We start from the raw sequence: 19,256 nt of genomic DNA, 5'->3' as shown, positions 1-19,256 counted from the left end.
TTCCTTTAAAAACATTTTGGTCACTATACCACGGTTTTAAATTAATATCAATAGTCCGAGCGAAATAGCCCGATCGACTGATTTGGCTTGAACCACTCAAAAAGCACCTGCGACGGCACAACAAAAGTATAGCCCCAGGCAGAAGGAAGAAGCATATTTCGCAAAGGTTTCAGCAATTAATAACGTTCTAAATATCTGGGACGGTTGCTAGATTAAATGTAATTTAAAATACAAAAAAATCAACGGAAATTCTCAGCTAGCGGCAAAGTAAACCAAAAACTTGCCCCAGCACCGGGAGTGCTAATTACCCCTATTTGGCCACCGTGAGCGCCAATAATTTGCCGACAAAGATATAGACCCAAACCCAAACCGACGGAGTGTCGGGATTGATCGCCCCTAACGTAAAGGTCAAAAAGATGTTCGCACTGTTCCGGCAATATTCCCACCCCGTCATCTTCCACGGTACAGTAAATCATCCTACTTCCGGGATTGGTAATGGGGAATTGTGGATTGGTAATCGGTAATTTGTCGATGTTTTGTTTTGCTGTTGTTTGATTTATAGTTAATTTACCGGCCTTGATTAATTGAGCCGAAACGGTTAAATTAAGTCCGGGCAGATTGTGTTTCAAAGCATTAGCAATCAAATTAGAGAACACACGCCACAACTGAGTTTTGTCAGCATTCACGGCTGGCAAATCTTCGGGAACCAAATTTTTAAAAGTAGCTTTACCCTCATTCATTAAAGGCTCCAAATCTGTCGCAGCAGCTTCAACTATCGCCCTCAAATCAACGGCATCGCAGTGCAAAACCAAACCGCGCAATTCCCCGGCGTGAACTTCCAACAGCGAATTTATCAAGCGCAATTGCTGCTCGCTACCTTGAATCATCCGATCCAAAATAGAACGGGGAATTGCGATCGAATCCCCGGTTTTCGTTTGCCAATTTTTCAGCACCATTAACATTCCCGCCACCGGGTTTCGCAAGTCGTGAGAAAGAGCGTGGATAAACAGCCGTAGCGATTCTTGTGCTTGTTTGCGCTGCGTGATATCCTCAATTAAACCCTCATAATAAAGCACGGCGCCGCTGCTGTCCCGTACCGCCCGCGCCTTCTCGGAAATCCAGACAATACTGCCGTCACAGCGGTAAATTTTAGATTCAAAATCCGATACTGTGCCGCTTTCCTCGATCGATCGCAAAAACTCATTTCTGCGAGCCGGATCGACGTACAACTGCCGCTCAATATCAGTAAACTTTGCCGTCACTTCTTCCGGGGAATCGCAGCCGTAAATCCGCGCCAAAGCGGGATTGGCAGTAATATAACGACCATCGGGAGTGCTTTGAAAAATCCCCTCGCCGGCATTCTCAAAAATGCTGCGGTATTTCGCCTCCGCCGCCTCCAACTGCTGGTAAGCAGATTCCAACTCACGCCTGGTACTAAACTCTTTCCGTTGCAGACATTCGTACCAATAAACCGACAAATCGCAAATCAAACAAAACCAAAACAAATATAAGTACAACCCGGTCAACTTAAAAGGAGTATACTTAGCAAAACTTAGATTTAAAACCAAATTTATCCCGACGTGGCAAAACAAAACGCCGAGTTGAGAAATCAGGTGGAGGCGCCAGCGGACGGGCATCAGCGTAGCTTGGATCAGAAAGGCTAAACTCCAGGTAAAAATTGGTAATTCCCCGGCTTGTGCCACAGCTAGCCCAAGCTGTACAACCACCGTCAGCGACCACGAAAAACCCAAAAATAGCAAACCGGGATAGCGCTGTCCAAAGGAGGTTTTTTGCAACACAAAACAGGTCAACAAACCCAATTCTACAGCAGCGCTCGTGTACAAATAAACACTTTTAAACTCCTGGCGAGCGAAGAATCTTTCGCCCAGAAAATAGACAGTTATTGTGAAGGCAAAAAAGATGGCAATTCCGACAGCAGGGCGTAGCCGATCTCGGAGGAAGCGATCGCGCCACACCTCATAAACCGTTAACGCCTGAACTGATTTTGCATTGCCCCAATAGTTCATACCATTTTAGATTTTAGATTTTAGATTGAGAAAGAGGGCTCATCTGAGTTGACAGCAGGTAGCGAAAACCAGAAAGTCGAGCCACCTCCGGGAGTGCTTTCGACGCCGATTTCGCCGCCGTGAGCTTTGATAATTTGCTTGGAGAGGTACAAGCCCAAACCCAGCCCTGTTAATTGTCGGCTATTAGGGTCGTGAACGTAAAGTTCAAATAGAGATTCCCGCTGTTTGGCGCTGATTCCCACTCCATTATCTGTTACAGTACAGCGAACCATTTTTACGGTGACTCCGGGCAATTTGCTGCCGATATTGCCAATTTGGCCCTGATAGCGGGGCATTTTGCAACTGCCGTCGAGGTTAAATTTGGCCAGGGCTTCCTGATTTTTCTGGGTGGTCTCGCCTATCCTAGGACGATCGTCCGCAGCAGGTATCCGGTTAGCGATACAGCGGGCGATCGGATTATTGGGCGATGTTAAACCATGTAAATTTTCTTCATAACTTAGCGCTGTTTCAACTTCAATTACCTCGGCTTTCAAAGTTATATTGACTCCCGGAGGATTGTGTTTAATAGCATTAGTCAACAGATTTTCTAGGACCCGCTGCAAGTGTTGGCGATCGGCCTTGACTTGTGGCAAATCCACTGGTATTTCCTGAGTCAAAGTTGCTTGATTTTTGGCCAGCATCGGTTCTAAATCGGCAACAATGGCTGAAGCTAAAGACGGCAAATGCAGCGGTACAGTATTGAGAACAATACCTTTGACCTCGCTAGCGTGAGCGTCGAGCAGGGCATTAACCATAGTCAACTGGTGTTCGCTGGCCTGAACGATGCGCTGCAAAATCGATCGAGAAACGGGAACATCTTGTAGAGAGTCAGAGGCCGATTTGTTGAGCAAATTTTTCAGTAGTATTAACATTCCCATAACAGGAGTGCGGAGATTGTGAGAAACTGCGTGCAAAAATAGGTCTTTCAGGCGGTTGCTTTCTTGCAACTCGTGCATTTTTTGCTGTAGTTGGCGGGTGCGTTCCTCGACTTGAGATTCCAAGTTGGCATTCAGAGCTTTTACCTGCTGCAAAAGTTGGGCTTGCTGTAGAGCGATCGCCACTTGAGTAGCGAGTTTTTCCAACAAATCAATTTCAAATTCCTGCCACTGGCGGGGCCCGGAGCACTGGTTGACGGCCAAGATCCCGAACAATTCATCCCCCAGGAAGATCGGCACATTTAACGTCGCTCTAATTTGATAGTCGCTGTACAATTGGGCAATTGGAACGCTGAGTTGAACGCTAGCAGTATCGGAGAGAGCTCGGACGCGGTTGTTAGCATAAAAAGTTTTCTGGCTTTCGAGGTGATTCTCGTCAGCGAGTACCCACCCCAAAAGAGAACGGCATTGGCTTGCCACAGACTCAGCCACAACCTTACCGTACACCGGGCTAGGAAGATTTACCCCGTCCGCGTCCACAATACCGATGAAAGCGCGGTCTGCCTTGAAAAATTGCCGGACTTCGGCAACAGTAGTATTGAGAATTTCTTCGAGGTCGAGGGAGTTGCGAATTCGCAGGGCGATTTCTGAGAGCAAGCGATCGCGATCGGAGGACGCCCGCAAAGCGGTTTCCGCGCGGTGGCGTTCGGTAACGTCTTGGACTGTCGCGGCGATCGCCCCTGACTGAATGGCCGACTGTTCGCAGACAGTGCGTTCGGAGCCGTCTGCTAGCACAATTCGGTAGTTAATGCAATAGGCTTGGCGCTCAAACATAGCTTGGCGCTGCGCTCGCGCCACCAATTCTCGGTCTTCTGGATGTACAGCCTGCAAAAAAACTTCTGGTGTGGGTTTGACAGTTCCCGGAGCAAAACCCAAGAGGCGGTAAAGTTCGTTTGACCACCGCAATTCGATATTGGATATACGATCTTCTGCGGATTCTTGGCAGTTGTCAGTTGCTGTGAGGGCAGCGCAATTTAAATCCCAATTTCCCAACTGAGCGATGCGCTGAGCGTTGGCTAAACTAGCTTCGCGATCGCGCAGCATGGCGGCCGTGCGGCGCACCTCAAAGAGCGCTTGCTGGCGTTCTGCTACGGCGGCGGCCAACATCAGAGCCACTAGGGCGATCGTACCGGTAAAAGCTTGTAAAAATAAAACCGCCTGTTTGAGATTATCGCTTTTGGCCAAAAACGGGCCGCCTCCCTGCACTGCTCCCCAAATCGCGATGTAAGAGACGATCGAATAAGCAAAAATCGCTCCCGGCGGTTGAAAGCGCAGGGCGGCCCAAACTATCAGAGGAAAAGGCAGATACTCCAGCGGATACAGAGCGATCGCCGCTTGTGTTTTTGAGCAAAAGAACAGCCAGCTCACGCTCAGCAAGAGAGTCAGCCACAGCGCTACTTCTGAATAATTAATAATTAAAAATAGAACATTATAGCGGGTTTCAGGTGCAGGAAACCTGCTTGAATAATTTGTAAATTTTGATTGGTAATTGTCCCCGTTAAAAAATGATTTTAATCTTGAAATAATCCCCGGTTTAATCTCACAATTAACACCATTGTCAAGAACAGGCAAGATGCCTGTTCCACAAGAAAATTCATCTCTTGTGGAACAGGCATCTTGCCTGTTCCTAAACAAGTAATTGAGAATAGTGAAAGCTCTCAGTTTTAGTGGAAATTTAAAACTGTTAACGGCGTGGTTCAAAGTCAGCAGCACAGGCGTGACAATCAAAATTCCCATGCCGTCTCCGAGCCACGTAGTCCACCAGTTGCGAGAGAAATTGCTCCACTGAGCCCAACCAAAAATGCACGTACCCAAGTTGCCGAGGATAGAACCCACAAGAGTAGACCCGATGACAGCGCCCGCTACTAAAGCCAGAACATCTCGCAGTCGATCGAGTTTGGTAGAAAATCCGCTCTCCCTCAGCAAAGCCTCTCCAGCCAGCGCTTGCAGGGTGACGCTAAAGGCCGATGTGACAATGACAGCCGACGGTATACCACCGGTAGAGTTTAACAGCACTGAACCGAGGACAATTCCCGGCCACATCCGTCGCCCTTGCAGTAGCAGTGCCGCTAGAGCAATACCGGCGGGCGGCCACACGGGGGAGGGTTCGGCTTTCACCAGTCCCAGCATCGACGCTGCGAGTTTTCCGGTAACAAAGTAGGCCAGCGCCAGGATGCCGGTGTACAGAAGCGTTCGAGTGCGGCGGTTGAGCAGTTTCATGTTTAGGTGCGATCGAATCCTCCATTCCTAGTTTTTAATTTAGGCGGCCCATCGGCGATCGGGCTTCCTCCTGACGACTCACCTGACTGGGGGAGTTGGAAGTAGGGGAGAGGGGGAGAGAGGGAGAGAGGGAGAGAGGGAGAGTGGGAGAGTGGGAGCATTTTTTCTTCTTCCTTCTTCTGACTAATGACTGATGACTGATGACTGATGACTAATGACTTCTTAAAATCCAAAAGTCCGCTTACCATCCGGCTTAACAGTAAGCCAATTGGTCTTTGCCATTGCCAGTTGTTCGTCAGAAACTGTAGCGTTGGTAAGATTCGCCCCGCACAAATTTGCTCCCCGCAAATTCGCCTTAGTCAAATAAGCCCCCGTCAAGTCAGCACCTCGGAAATCCGCGCCTTCAAAATTGGCAGTGCTGCAATAAGCCTCAGTCAAATTAGCATCTCGCAAATTCGCCTGAATTAACCGGGCGTGACCCAAATTCGCCCCCGACAAATCCGCTGCTTGCAAATTTGCCTTCACCAACCTAGCCTGATAAAAATTACTTCCCGCTAACTGCAATTTTTGCAGTTGTAGGCCAGACAGTTCGCAGTCAGCAAAATCGCGCTTGCCTTTAAAATATGCCGCTCGCAAGCTGTTCGTGTCCCACTTAGGAGCAACTTTCGATACCTTTGACGCTGCTAAATTGCCGCTAGAATGTCCAACCGTTCCGAAAGTTCTGCCTGACTCAGCCAGAGTCCGGGAAACTCTCGGCTGCATCCCCGTGTTCCCAGATTGGCTGAAGGAAGTTTTACCAGCGCGGGTGTGGTTCGAGCGTAAATCTTGATTAATTTTGCTCCTCGGCCGTGACCACGAAGAACCCTCGTCATTAAATATTGTCGGTTCTTCAACTGCACGAGAAGAGCCGTTGAATTGAGTTGCCAAGCCATCGACAAGATTTGGGTCTTCAAATTCGCCAGAGAGAGCTCTGAGGACATCTGCTGCCGATTGGAAGCGGTGGCCAACCATCGGCTTCAGCATTTTTTCGAGAATCCGCGCAAAATTTGGACTTACCTGAACGTGGGGCTGCCAAACAATTTCGCCGGTAACTCCATCAAAATCTAAATCCTTGGGCGATTTTCCTGTCAGCAAGTACAAGCAAGTCATGCCCACCGCGTAGATGTCGCTGGCAAATATCGGCCGCAGCGCCATTTGTTCCGGGGGGGCAAAACTAAATGTGCCAACTGAAAATTTCGTGTTGGCGCTTTGGTCTGCGGGGTCTAATAATATTGTTTGGCTAACTTGGTCTTTTACCGCTCCGAAGTCAATCAGAACTAAGTGGCCGTCTTGAATTCGGCGAATAATATTTGCGGGTTTGATGTCTCGGTGAATTACTCCTTGGCTGTGGATATATTGCACTACTGGCAGAATTTCTAATAGAAAATTTTTAACGTCCGATTCGTTGAAACGGCCTGAGTGCTTGACTTCTTGTTTCAAAGTCGAGCCTTTAACATACTCTTGAACTAAGTAAAATTGCTGTTCCGTTTCAAAATAGTCTAGCAGCCTCGGTACTTGCGGGTGGTCGCCCAGTTGGCCGAGGGTTTTCGCCTCTCGCTTGAATAATTCCCGCGCCATCTCTAAAACTCGCGGCGACGAACTACTGGGTCGCAGTTGCTTGACCACGCAACTCGGTTGACCGGGCAATGAGATGTCTTTTGCCAGAAATGTAGCTCCAAAACCTCCTTGTCCTAACGGTTCAATGACTCGGTAGCGAGCGCGCAGCAATAACCGCGCACCGCACGTCTGACATTGGAGAATAGAGTCAGCAGGGTTTTGAGGATGTGGACAGCCCGGATTTACGCAGTAGCTCATGTTGATTGAGTTTGCCTATGTTGTTCTGATCTTGTCAGCGTCGATCGACGCACAAATTGCCTGTTCCTGCTTCTGGTAGAAATACTGATCTATCATTTGCCGGCGGGCCGTGCGTCCGGTTGCGAATTGGAATTGCACCTAAGTCTATTAGGCCGATATCTTTTCCCTATTTTGATTATCTCGCTGCTGTGAGTTTTTTCGGTAGATTATCCTTGAAGATAGTTTAAAGACTTGGTGACGACTCCCAACCCTAACTCGCGGACGAGTATAGGGTGGGCTTCTCAGCTAATCCTGCATCTGCATCGGAAGCACGCTGAGCTTTAATCACTGTCCGCCCGACAGCAATATTCTTGACATTAATTGCAGCATTCACATCCCTATCTAGTTCAAGACCGCAGACATGGCAACTATGCCATCTGTCGGCAATAGTTTTAGGGATGCGAGTACCACAACTAGAACAATTTTGGGTAGTGCCATTTGGATTCACAGCTATAGCCAATTTGCCAGCACTTTCAGCCTTACAAACCAGAATAGATAGGAATTCACTCCAACCAGCATCTAGGATTGACTTTGCCATCCTAGTTCTAGCCAAACTTTTGACATTCAAATCTTCAAAGCCAATTAGGTCGTATTTGTCTAGTAATCGCTTTGCAGTCTTGCAATGAAAGTCTCTGCGTTGCCTTGCCACTTTTTGATGATGTTTAGCAAGACGTTTAACAGCTTTTCGTCTGCGATTACTGCCTTTCTTTTTGCGAGAGACAGATTTATTTCGCAGTTTTTTATCCTTTTGGGCTTTTCTAGCAAACTGAGGAATGGTTACAGTATCAGCATCACTGGTTATCAAGAAATCCTTGAGTCCCATATCAATACCAACTGCACGATCGAGATTGATATCATAGCGTAGGGTTGGCACGGTGACATCTTGTAAAGTCAAGGTGACATAGTAACCATCCGCAGCTTTGACAATCTGAACAGTTTTGATTTTAAATCCATCGGGAATAGGACGGTGCAAGATAATCTTCACGTCACCAATTTTCGGTAAAGTGATGCGATTACCTTTGATGCAGTCCTGTTTCATCTGGCTATAGGTGAAACTGTGATATCTACCTTTCCCTTTAAATCTTGGCTTGCCAGAACGCTGACCAGTTTTGTCAGCCTTGATATATCGATCAAAAGCTTTTTTAACTTTCTCAACACAATTCTGCAATACCTGAGAATGAATCTGTCTGTACTCAGGAAATAGCTTTTTGGTATTGAGTAAGTCTCGCTTTTGCCAGTAATAATCTGGCTGTTCGAGTATGGGAGCAATACTGCATGATACCAGAGAGCATGAATCGAGAGGGCAACGAGTGGACTCATACCAGTTAAAACGCTCTGACAGCCTATAGTTATACTGCATCCGCAACAAATTAAGCCACTCATCAAATTGATTGGCTTGCCATGAGTTAGGACGTAATTTGTATTTATATGCTGTAATCATGCCATAATTATACCATGCTTGAAAGTTAGTCTTGAAATAAAAAATAATTGTCCATCTACGGGGCCTCGAACCCCCTTGATGGGCGGGCTTTTATCCCGCCACTCATCCTCGATCGGATAGAGTGCGGAGATGAAAGCTATTGAGCTAAATTTAGATGCTCTTTGTCCTGTCAGATACTTCTAGCATACCTCATTCTATTTTGAGAATGTTACTAATTTGTCACCAATTAGTGACCTTTGGACTCATCGCTCGTTTTTGCGTCAATCACAAAAATGTGTTGACAAAAATAAACTAATGTGGTATGAGTGTCCGATAATTTATGCTGAGGCTACACAGTCGAAGTTCGCCGGGGCGGACAACGGACAACTAACTACTGACAACTAACTACTGACTACTGACTAAATTATGCGTATTTCTCTAAACTGGCTCCGGGAATTGGTGGATGTGGCGATATCGCCGGAAGAATTAGCCGAAACCCTGACAATGGCAGGCTTTGAAGTTGAAGAAATCGAAGACCGCCGCCCTTGGGCAAGCGGCGTAGTTTTGGGCAAAATCATCGCCTGCGAACAGCATCCGAATGCAGACAAATTGAGAGTTTGTCAAGTGGATGTCGGCTCTTCAGAAGCTCTGAATATTGTTTGCGGCGCACCCAACGCTAGGGCAGACATCTACGTGCCTGTCGCTGTTGTAGGAACTTTTTTATCGACTATTGATTTAAAGATTAAACCTGCTAAATTGCGCGGCGTTCCTTCCGAAGGAATGATTTGCTCTCTGGCAGAATTGGGACTGGCGAAAGAGTCAGCGGGCATTCACATTTTCGAGTTAGAAAATCCCGAATTGGGCAGCGATATTCGCCCACTTTTGGGTTTAGACGATGTGATTTTAGACTTGACAGCAACTGCCAACCGTGCTGACGCTTTGAGCATGGTGGGTGTAGCGCGGGAAGTGGCGGCGCTGACTGGGGCGAGTTTGAGAATTCCCGAAGCGAATGGTGTGGCGATTGAGGGCAAAGAAAGTCCTGGTTTGGCAGTAGAAATATCCCAAGCGCAAGGATGCCCAATTTACATCGGCACGGCAATTGAAGGTGTAAAAATTGCTGCTTCTCCAGCTTGGTTGCAGCAGCGGTTGCAGGCGGCGGGAGTGCGGCCGATTAATAATGTAGTTGACGTGACTAATTACATTTTGCTGGAATGGGGCCAGCCGCTGCACGCTTTCGATCGCGATCGCCTACAATCTTTCACGGGTACTCAAGATATCAGCATCGGTGTCCGCTTTGCCAAAACAGGGGAATCCTTCAAAACTTTGGACGGACAAAACCGCAATTTGCAAGCTCAAAATCTGTTAATTACTGCTAGCGACAAACCTGTTGCCTTAGCTGGAGTAATGGGCGGCGAAGACACGGAAGTTCACGAAGGAACGCAAAATTTAGTTTTGGAAGCAGCGATCTTTGACCAGGCAACGATTCGCCGTTCTGCGCGCGCTCAAGGCTTGCGGAGCGAGGCTTCGATCCGCTACGAACGGGGGGTGAATCAGGCGGCATTGACGACGGCCTGCAACCGCGCTGTAGCTCTAATTTTGGAGTTGGCTGGAGGCACTGCGACGGTGCAGAAAACGGCGAGTTCGGGGGATGATTTGAGTTTTTCGCGATCGCTCGAATTGCGTTTAGACCGAGTAAATCTGGTTTTGGGGCAGTTGAAAAGAGGACAAACGGGCGGTTCTAAATATCTGGAACCGGAAGAGGTGAAAAACATTCTCACAGCTTTGGGATGCGAAGTTGTTCCAACGGAAAAAGAACGGGTGTTTGCGATAACTGTTCCTCCTTACCGCTACCGAGATTTAGAAAGGGAAATTGACTTAATTGAAGAAGTTGCCAGACTCCACGGTTATGACAATTTCTGCGATACTTTGCCCAGCAAAACGGAACCAGGTTATCTGTCACCAGAATATGCGGCAATTCGGAATGTGCGATCGGCTTTTCGGGCGGCCGGTTTGACCGAGTTGATGCACTATTCTTTGGTGAAAACAGAGGGAGACAATCAGGTTGTGCTGGCGAATCCGCTGTTTGTGGAGTATTCGGCTTTGCGGACAGAAATGCTGTCGGGTTTGATTGATGCTTTCCAGTACAATTTGGAACAGGGAAATGGGGCACTCAACGGTTTTGAAGTCGGCCGCATTTTCTGGAAAGATGAGGATGCAATGAAGGAAGCCGATGCAGTTGCGGGGATTATCGGCGGCGATCCGACTGTGTGGAAATGGCAGCAGTCCGGGCGCGATCGACCTTTGACTTGGTTTGAGGCCAAGGGGGTTTTGGAAAGCGTGTTTCAGGGGTTGGCTTTGGCGGTGGAATATCGACAAGATGATGGTAAACAGGATGTTTATCCTATTAGTGGCGGGCAAGATGCCCGCCCCACAAGGCTGCATCCGGGCCGCACCGCTGCGTTATCGTTAAACGGGAAACATTTAGGGGTTTTTGGACAGTTGCACCCGCAATTGCAGCAGGAAAAGGATTTGCCTGAGCAGGTTTACGTGTTTCAATTAGATTTAGCGGTGCTGTTGGGTGAATTAGGGCGATCGAGCATTTCGACTCGCAAATTCGCGGGTTATTCGAGTTTCCCCGCTTCTGACAGAGACATTGCGTTTTTCGCACCGATTGAAGTTCCGGTTGTTGAGATGCAGAGTGCGATGAAAAAGGCGGCGGGTAGTTTGCTGGATTCAGTGGAATTGTTCGACGAATATCGGGGCGACAACGTACCGGCGGGACAGCGCAGTTTGGCTTTTCGGTTAATTTACCGCGCGGGCGATCGAACTTTGAGCGAAACCGATGTCGAACCAGCCCAACAAAAAGTTCGCGATGTTTTAGTAGAGAAATTCGGCGTTAGTTTGAGAAGCTAAAATAGGCCGCTACTCACCAATGGAAACCGCCAGGGAATGAATTCCCTGGCGGACTCAGGGAAAAAGCGTTAAATTGACACCAACGGTCGCAACATATCCCGCACAGCGAAGGAAATATCAGGAAATCGCAAAGGACAAATACTCCCATCATCCGCCAGAATCACTTGACTCAGATAACCATCCTGACTCGGTTCTCGAAAAACGTGAAGTTGCCGATTATTAACATCCAAAACCCAATAATCAGCAATTCCAGATTGAGCATAAAGATTTGCTTTAATTCCCAAATCAGTTCTCAGCGTAGTATCGGCTACTTCAATAATCAGATAAACTTCAGACGGAGTTGGATGGCGGTCTTCATAGTAAAGTGGATCTCGCACAAGTAAAGCAATATCTGGTTCCGGTTCCGAGTTATCATTTAACCGAACAGGATCTTGTATACTTAGCAATACTAACCCCCATAAAAGGTTCTGCAATAGTTCTACAGTCCGTTTCAGCGCTGCACCGTGGGCTGTTCCTTTTGCTGCCATCTTAACTATCTGTCCCGCCAGTAATTCTACTCGTTCATCTTCATCAAAAATCCCAATTTCAGCCATTCGGTGATATTCTTCAACCGTCAACAGGCGAATGTCTAATAAAGTCATAGCCATCTTCTCCTATCTAACAATCCTCTCTCTTTCCCCTCTTCCTCTGCGCCCTCTGCACCCTCTGCGGTTCATTAATCTTCTTCTTAAAATTTTAGTTAAATCCTCTTACTCTTATTGTACAATAACTTTTAAACAAATTCATCTAAGGCTCAAAACCGTGACCAAATATGTGATGTGGGGAAGTTACTGCGAAGACGTTCTCGAAAAACGCGCTCCGTTTCGAGACGCTCATTTAGCCGGATTGGCTAAGCAGAAGGAATCGGGGGTGTTAAGTACGATCGGGCCTACAAAAGATTTAACAAAAGTTTTTGCAATTTACGAAGCGGAAGATGAGGCTGCCGTGCGACAATTGGTGGAAGCCGATCCTTATTGGGTAAATGGGGTTTGGACTGAGTACGATGTGAAAGAGTGGATTCAAGCTTTTTGAAGGAGTTAACAGGGTGAACCTCTTAAGATTGGATGACAGCGATTTAGTTCCAGTGGACTATGGCGATTTGCTGGACAATATTTTAGAAGTTTTGCAGGGGAAAAACCCGTTTAATATATCAGATGACCGCCGCCGTCTGCTCATAGATATTGATGCGATCGCTGCTCAAATATCGAGTATGAACGTGCGACATCCTTTGGGTGGTTTTGAACGTTTAGCACATTCTGCTACAGTCAATTTCACTCCCGAACTTGAAACTCAATTTAGCAGTCAAATAAGACTAATTAGACAATGTTTGCGACAACATATAGCATCACTCGTGGGAGGGAATGATGCTATTGCCGATTTCGTCGCTAGTTTAATTGAGCCTTTAGAATCACGGTATTTTCAGGGAAATGGTACCGACTTAGGTTTTAAATACGATTTTGCCAAATCCTCTCCTACCTTAGCAAAAAAGAAGCTAACATTGCACCGCCCAAATACTGTTGGGACATTGGCAATTTTGAAGCTGCATAAATTGACGATTGCTGTGCGAGATTCAGACATCTTTCAGCAACAACTGAAGGAGGGTTTAGAGAATTACATTAATGAAAATGCTGACACTGAAAGTGATAAACAAGAACTGCATCATCGTCTTGATGAGATGGTTAAAGATAAAAATTCTGATTTCCACAAATTGCTCAAACTTGTAGACAAAGAAACTCTAGGGAAGCTCAAAAAAGAAGCTAAAATTACCTACTTGGAGTACCTGCTAGAACACATCCGCACTAACAGCACAGATAGTGTTGGTATCATCTACTTAGAAGACTTGATCCGGCGGATTAGGTTGCTCGAAGCATACATTGGCGATGGCACTAGAGAAGATGGATATTATAATGTCAATTATGCCGGTGTCTCAGTTAATTATCAAGATATGTTTTCGAGAGCAGAAGTTTTAGATGCGCTTCCCATCATTCCGATTGTAGCAGGTTATTTAGGAGAAACCACAGACACCCCTCTGAGCGAACGTAAATATATTTTCGGTTTAAAACTAAAATTTGGCAACGAAGTTCAAGCCCGTGGCGGTGAACCTGTATTTGATTATAATCTGAATTTGCTAAATCCTGACAGTGATGAACACAAAGCAGAATTAGCGGATAGTTACACTAGCGAAACATTCATTCGCAAAGTATTGAAAATAGCATTATTGTACTTTTTTGTATTTGCTTCTCACAGCAATCCTTTAGCACCGGATTATAACCCTGATTCTGAACTAACTTACGATCCGAAACAAAGGTTTGAATCAGTCATTTCTGTACTGCGAGGTTCGGATGAAGAAAAGAAAAAGGGGATATTTCGAGGTATCAAAAGAGGAATGAATGAATATAATGTTGAATTTAAAATAAACCGTCTCAAGCAACTATTAAAAAACTTTCTAGACAGGCAAACAATTTTGCCAACTCGCACAGAACCGCGGCATATAAGCGTCAAAAGAGGCATCCTAGAAGACCTGGAGCGTGATTCAACCCAAGGTAGATTTTTCAATGATGTTCTGCAACGAAATCCTAAAGAATCACTTCAGTATATTGCCGTCGAACAATCTAGTATCAACGAAACAGCTATCTGTCAACTACCAGTCACTATCACCATCGAAGATGTCCGCTATTTTCCTACAGATCAATTCCAAAATTTCAGTCTAGAATATAATATTAAGGGCATCGATGCTTTGCCTGTAATGTGGGTTCCACAAACTATGATGAGTGTATATAGCAGCAGTTTTTGCGAACAGTATAAATTGCTGTTGTTTCGTTATAACAATAAACGTTTAGACAGCAAGGATGGTTTGAAATCGGATGCAGCGTTTGTTTACAAATTTGCTGTTTCGCTACTGTCTTATGTTTGCCTAGAAATATTGTTAAATAAAGCAAAAAAGAATTTGTTTATTCCGATGGTGAGACTTCACGAAGGCGACCACAATAACCCTTCGCCGTCGGAAAAGTTTATGGCTAACATTTCCAAAACATTGTCTCATCTTTTTAGTGAAAAATACCGATCGACTTCTCAAGGGTTTCGCATCAAGGGAAAAGCAAATGGCTACAGTATCCGCAACGGTTTGAGTTCCCTGTATTCAATTTTGCCTAAAAAGTTTAAATTTCGGAATGTTCCACTATCTCCAGAGTTGGACAATTTAGCAATTATTGTCGTCTCCAGTTGCGAAAGCGATGCAAGAAAAGGTAATAGCGATCGCTTTCAGAGAAAAACCTGTTTGTTAGGCGAAGTTGCCGGAATTAAACGCCTATCAGAGGATACAATTCAAGTCGGAATGCTGAAAACTTTGTCCGAAAACTACAGCGTTCAACACCTTTACAGTCAACCGTCAATCCTCGAAGATACCGTCAGTCAGCTATATAAATATGGATATCGCAATTTCCTATATATTGCACAAGCACCTTATACGAGCACGCTGCACATTACCCAGACGGATGAAGATGAGGAATTGTTTTTCATGTCGAAAAGCTTAATCAAAACGTTGAAAGGAGAGCGAGAAGATATCAGGATTTATCCGGTATTTTTTGATAAATATTACGTCCGCAGTCCTAAACAACACAAGGGAGAATCTTTCTACATTCAGGATACAACGGAACTGGAAAGTTTATCAAAAGATCCCAGTCAACAAGCTGTGATGTTTTTTAATCTGTTTAATGGTATCAAAGTAGAGCAAGGGGAAAAGAACTTTTACAACGGTGTGATTTCTTACTCGACACTGTTGAATATATACGAAGGCATTCTGGATGACCAAGATATTCGCCAAGGTCTGATGTACGATGGTGAAATTAAAGATACTTTACTGCACTATTTAACCATCTTCCACTTTTCTAGGTATGAAGCCCGTCAACAAATTAGTTTGAAACTCGATCCCTACGCTCATATTATCGGCGATGATTCAGTTGGTACTCTATCTGTGTTTAGTCATGGAGGCGGGAGTGCGGATTTTAACTCGCTGGCTTTTTTGAATAAGGTAAGAGAAGTATTAAATGTCACTAAAGGAAGTACACAATTATGATAAGTGAAGATTTTGGAAGGCTGTTTGAAGTAGGATTCAATATCGGGATTCTGGCATATATTCAGCGGGAAAATTTAAGTCACAATTTTGGCGATTCCTACCGTCTCGATTTGCAGAAACTCAAATTGCCGAAGATGACGGCGGAAATCGTCCGGGAAGCCAATCTGCTGGCTAGTTTAGATGCTGAAATAGTTGAAAAATGGAGTTTGTTTTTTGTCCAAAAAGGTTTTTTGGGTGGGTTGAATTTTTTTCGGGAGTACGTCAAATCTACTGGCTGGAATTTGCAGCGGTTGAAAATTGTGTATTGTCAGTGCAGTTTTAGTGATGCTAATAGTATCAGAACCTATAACAAGGGTGATAAAGAAGCGTTTAAAGAGCTATTGTCTCAGTTGACAACTGCCAAACTTAGTTTATCAGATGATGAGATTAACTCGTACATCCGCCGCTACTCGAAAAAGGGTGAGTTTTTGCAGGCTGATACGCTGATGTTGTTACAGTCTGGAAATGACTTTAGAATTCTCGGTGTTGATTTGTCTGTGTTTTCTCCGACGCTAGCTCCAAAACCGGAGGATATCAATGAAATAGAGGTGATACGAAAATATTTGATGAGAGAAATTAGCTATTTGCGATCGAAAAGTGTGTTTTCTAATCTGCGGATGGATACCAGCACTTTAGGTGTGGATTTCTCGGAGGATTTAAAACGCTATTTTACAGCTTTTAAGTATAAGGATAAGGAAAGCGCTAAGCTGATTCAGGCGGGTAGCTACGCTCACAGCTTCTATGGATTTCTACAACAAACAGGTATAATTTCAAGTGATGCTGAGGTTTTGTTTAATGTGGTTGGTTATGGCGATCGCAATATTAGCGCTATTTCCCTACGCCCGGACAAAATTAAGTTATTAGCAACTTGTGCCCAAATTTACCAGAATGAAGCGAAAGGTAAAGAGATTAGTGATGCTCGCACCGAAGTTTTAAAGGTTATTCAACTCAACGCGGCTCGCAGTTTCAAAGAAGGCAAAAAGTTTGTTGATTCTCTGTTAGAAATTGGGAAAAATGTCACTGAACCTGTACCTCATACAGAACGGATCGATAACTTTGTTAATTCCATAGATATTATATCAGATAAACTGGCAGATGACTTGCAAATTTCTCGCGGATTAGACCTGCGAAATGGTCACGCTGAATTGATTGTGAAAGCGCTTCAATCTGATGAAAGTTATATCTTTTTGACGGGGAATCCGGGAATTGGGAAAACAACTGCGATCGCCAATTTCCTCAAAAGCCATATCGAGGACGGTTTCTTATTCCTGTACGTCAGTCCCCGCAAGCAAGTAAACTTGGATATTATCGAAAAATTCCAAGATAAAAATACGGGTTTGCTGTGCAACGATCGATTATTTTGTATCAACACTAACGCCGATATCATCAAAAGTAATTCAGGACACTGTACCGTCAAGTACGGATCGAATAAATATCGAGAAGATTTGACAAAAAAAGCTGTTCGCTTCCTCAAGGATGATTCAGAAATTAAGAGGACGGAATATCATCAATCAGAACTTGAAAAAAAGGGAGAAACAGTAATTAAACCCATTAATTCCAAAGGAAATGGAGTGCTTAAGAGCATTTGCGAAGGTATATACGCGCTGATAAATTGCCAGGTATCTAATAATATCGTAGCTACCGTTTCTATTCAATCGGTGAAGATGAAAGAAAACCGACAAAATACCCTAGAGCATTTAGATAAAATTTTTCAAGATACTTACAATAAACGGGACAAACGGGTCATTCCCGCTAAGATGCAAGAAATATCCAGTCGCATCAAACATATTTTCATTATGATAGATGAAATTACGGGAGATGATGGTGGCGTTGAGTTTTTAGCCGGAATTGCCAAAATTGTCAAAAAACATGAGTTGCACAAGCTGGAACATGGTTTTAATACTAAAATTATTGTCGCCGATGCTTCGATTGTGGACTGCGATGTCATCAAACAACACCTTGATAACACGTCACCGGAACCGGACAAAATCTATTTTAAAAAGTTAGCGAAAGATTCGGAAGAAATTCAACCTTTACAAGTCATTCCTTTTAAATTTAACAATCTAGCTGCAAAGGTGATTAATGCGAATTCCTACCCGGCGCGCAGTTTAGAGATAACTTATAAGGTATTTGTCGAAACTGTTAAATACAGTGAAAATGCGCCTTTAAAACAGAATAGTAATTTAGTCAAGCGGGTACAGTCTGAAATAATTGAGGATATCAATCAGCGATTAGCAATCCCCGGTGTGGAACAAATTATAGTATATATTCAAAACAAGCAAAGATTGGCAGAATTAATTGAAAAAATTAAAGATAGTCGCGAAAAGTTTGAGCAGTTTACCGATTATCTGGAAGTCCACGCTAATATCTCGGAAGAGGAGAAAGAAAAAATACAGAAATACAAAAATACAGCTACAGTAATTTTTATGACTGCATCGGGAAGTCGTGGACTTTCTTTCCCAAAAACTAAGCATATTTTAGTGGATATTCCCCGCTTCCAAATTGAGAAAAATCTGATGGAAATCATACAGGTGATTTATCGGGGACGCGGAGAATATGATAACGGTAAAACCCTTGATGGTGAAGACAAAGAATTGGTTTTTTACCTATCTGATACGGCAGTTTATTACGCTGATGATGCGGAACTTTCCCTGCAAGAAAGCAAATTGAGTTTGTTGAATTTATTGCTAATTCTGAAGACGGCGGTGATGACGCGAATTTCGGGATACGGTTATTTAGGTAGGGAAAAGTTTTTGATCATTCCCATCGGCGGTAAGTCGGTTTCCGCAGTAGGGGATACTTTTAGCAGCAAAATGGCGGCTCTAATTAAGACATTAAAGAGCGAGAGCCAGCGAGGAAATATGTTGTTTAAGGAGGTTTATACGAGTCTGGAACAGCTTTTGAGTCGCGGGGAGTTTGTTTTGACGAATTCTGATAACTCGCGTCAAAAGGGCAACTCTTACCTGGAAATGCGGGATGATTTTAATCGTAAATTTTTGGAGAAGTGCAATCCTCTTGATGGTTTGTTGAGCTATGATAATTTAGAACTCGGTCATGTTTGCGGTAGTTTGTTGATCGTACCTCTAGCCGATCGCACTTTGGTAGAAACATACCAGATGCGGCTTCATCGAGAAATTAAGGAATGTCTAGAGAAGAAGTTGCTGCCCAAAATGCGTCAAATTAGGGATAGCGATTCGTCCCCGGAGAATGTAATATCGGCTATAAGAGGAGGTGCGATCGAGCTTTTGCAGTTTCTCAACGGCGAAGTCGAGAAAACTCAGTATTTTGAAGAGCAGAGTCAGCAGTTCGATCGCTATTATGCCATACCGCTGTTTGCTTTTGTCAGCGGGGAGGAGATGCAGGAGTATTTTGCTGACAGCCAACTGGAAGAACCGGAAGATAGGCGGTTTCGGGATATTTTGTCGGCTTATGTGCGATCGATCTACCCTGTAGATAGTGTAATGCCGATCGGACACAAGTATCGAGATTTCCCATTTATCCTGTTTAGAAGCTACAGTTTAGAGCAAAGTCGAGAAAAGATTTTTACAGATAAATATCTTTTAAGTTCCAACGAATTGAACGTACTCAATTTAATTTTGTCGAAGCAGGTAAACTGAAACTTGTAGGTGCGTCAGACGATTTTAGATTTTAGATTT

At 44.6% G+C, this 19,256-nt stretch carries 9 protein-coding genes; 4 read left to right on the top strand and 5 right to left on the bottom strand.

From position 1 onward, the window contains the following. Nucleotides 1–239 precede the first annotated feature (239 nt). The 4 genes from QUB10_RS16540 to QUB10_RS16525 form a co-directional block, all read right to left on the bottom strand. Complete coding sequence (locus QUB10_RS16540) at nt 240–2,027, bottom strand: PAS domain-containing sensor histidine kinase (RefSeq protein WP_333203709.1); 1,788 nt, start codon at nt 2,025–2,027, stop codon at nt 240–242. Between the two features lie 20 nt (nt 2,028–2,047). Next, on the bottom strand, nt 2,048–5,221 hold the full coding sequence (locus QUB10_RS16535) for an MASE1 domain-containing protein (RefSeq protein ID WP_333203707.1): 3,174 nt from the start codon (nt 5,219–5,221) through the stop codon (nt 2,048–2,050). A gap of 222 nt (nt 5,222–5,443) precedes the next feature. Further along, complete coding sequence (locus QUB10_RS16530; protein WP_333203705.1) at nt 5,444–7,075, bottom strand: serine/threonine-protein kinase; 1,632 nt, start codon at nt 7,073–7,075, stop codon at nt 5,444–5,446. 250 nt (nt 7,076–7,325) lie between these two features. Further along, entirely contained in the window at nt 7,326–8,555 is a 1,230-nt protein-coding gene (locus QUB10_RS16525; RefSeq protein ID WP_333143046.1) for a transposase, read from the bottom strand. A gap of 405 nt (nt 8,556–8,960) precedes the next feature. Between QUB10_RS16525 and pheT the strand changes: the two genes are divergently transcribed. Continuing rightward, nucleotides 8,961–11,447, top strand: a complete 2,487-nt coding sequence (gene pheT, locus QUB10_RS16520) for a phenylalanine--tRNA ligase subunit beta (RefSeq protein ID WP_333203703.1) — start codon at nt 8,961–8,963, stop codon at nt 11,445–11,447. Nucleotides 11,448–11,515: 68 nt separating this feature from the next. Here pheT and QUB10_RS16515 read toward each other — a convergent pair whose 3' ends face one another. Further along, entirely contained in the window at nt 11,516–12,088 is a 573-nt protein-coding gene (locus QUB10_RS16515; protein WP_333203701.1) for a Uma2 family endonuclease, read from the bottom strand. 160 nt (nt 12,089–12,248) lie between these two features. Here QUB10_RS16515 and QUB10_RS16510 point away from each other — a divergent pair, with 160 nt between their 5' ends. Genes QUB10_RS16510 through QUB10_RS16500 form a run of 3 tightly spaced genes read left to right on the top strand, consistent with a single transcriptional unit; the run spans nt 12,249 to nt 19,217 of the window. Next, the gene (locus tag QUB10_RS16510; protein ID WP_190741349.1) at nt 12,249–12,518 is read left to right on the top strand and encodes a YciI family protein; all 270 of its coding nucleotides are present in this window, start codon (nt 12,249–12,251) and stop codon (nt 12,516–12,518) included. A 13-nt stretch (nt 12,519–12,531) separates the two neighbouring features. Further along, nucleotides 12,532–15,561 carry a hypothetical protein gene (locus QUB10_RS16505; RefSeq protein ID WP_333203699.1) on the top strand — a complete coding sequence of 1,010 codons (3,030 nt, stop codon included), beginning with the start codon at nt 12,532–12,534 and terminating at the stop codon, nt 15,559–15,561. Further along, nucleotides 15,558–19,217: a helicase-related protein gene (locus tag QUB10_RS16500; protein WP_333203696.1), complete on the top strand. Its 3,660-nt coding sequence runs from the start codon at nt 15,558–15,560 to the stop codon at nt 19,215–19,217. Before QUB10_RS16505 ends, QUB10_RS16500 begins: the two co-directional genes overlap by 4 nt. Nucleotides 19,218–19,256: the final 39 nt, after the last annotated feature.

Origin of the sequence: Microcoleus sp. B5-D4, assembly GCF_036705145.1 — a bacterium.
GTDB lineage: Bacteria > Cyanobacteriota > Cyanobacteriia > Cyanobacteriales > Microcoleaceae > Microcoleus.
Note: the sequence above shows the minus strand (reverse complement) of the source record. Positions and strands in the feature narration are given on the sequence as shown.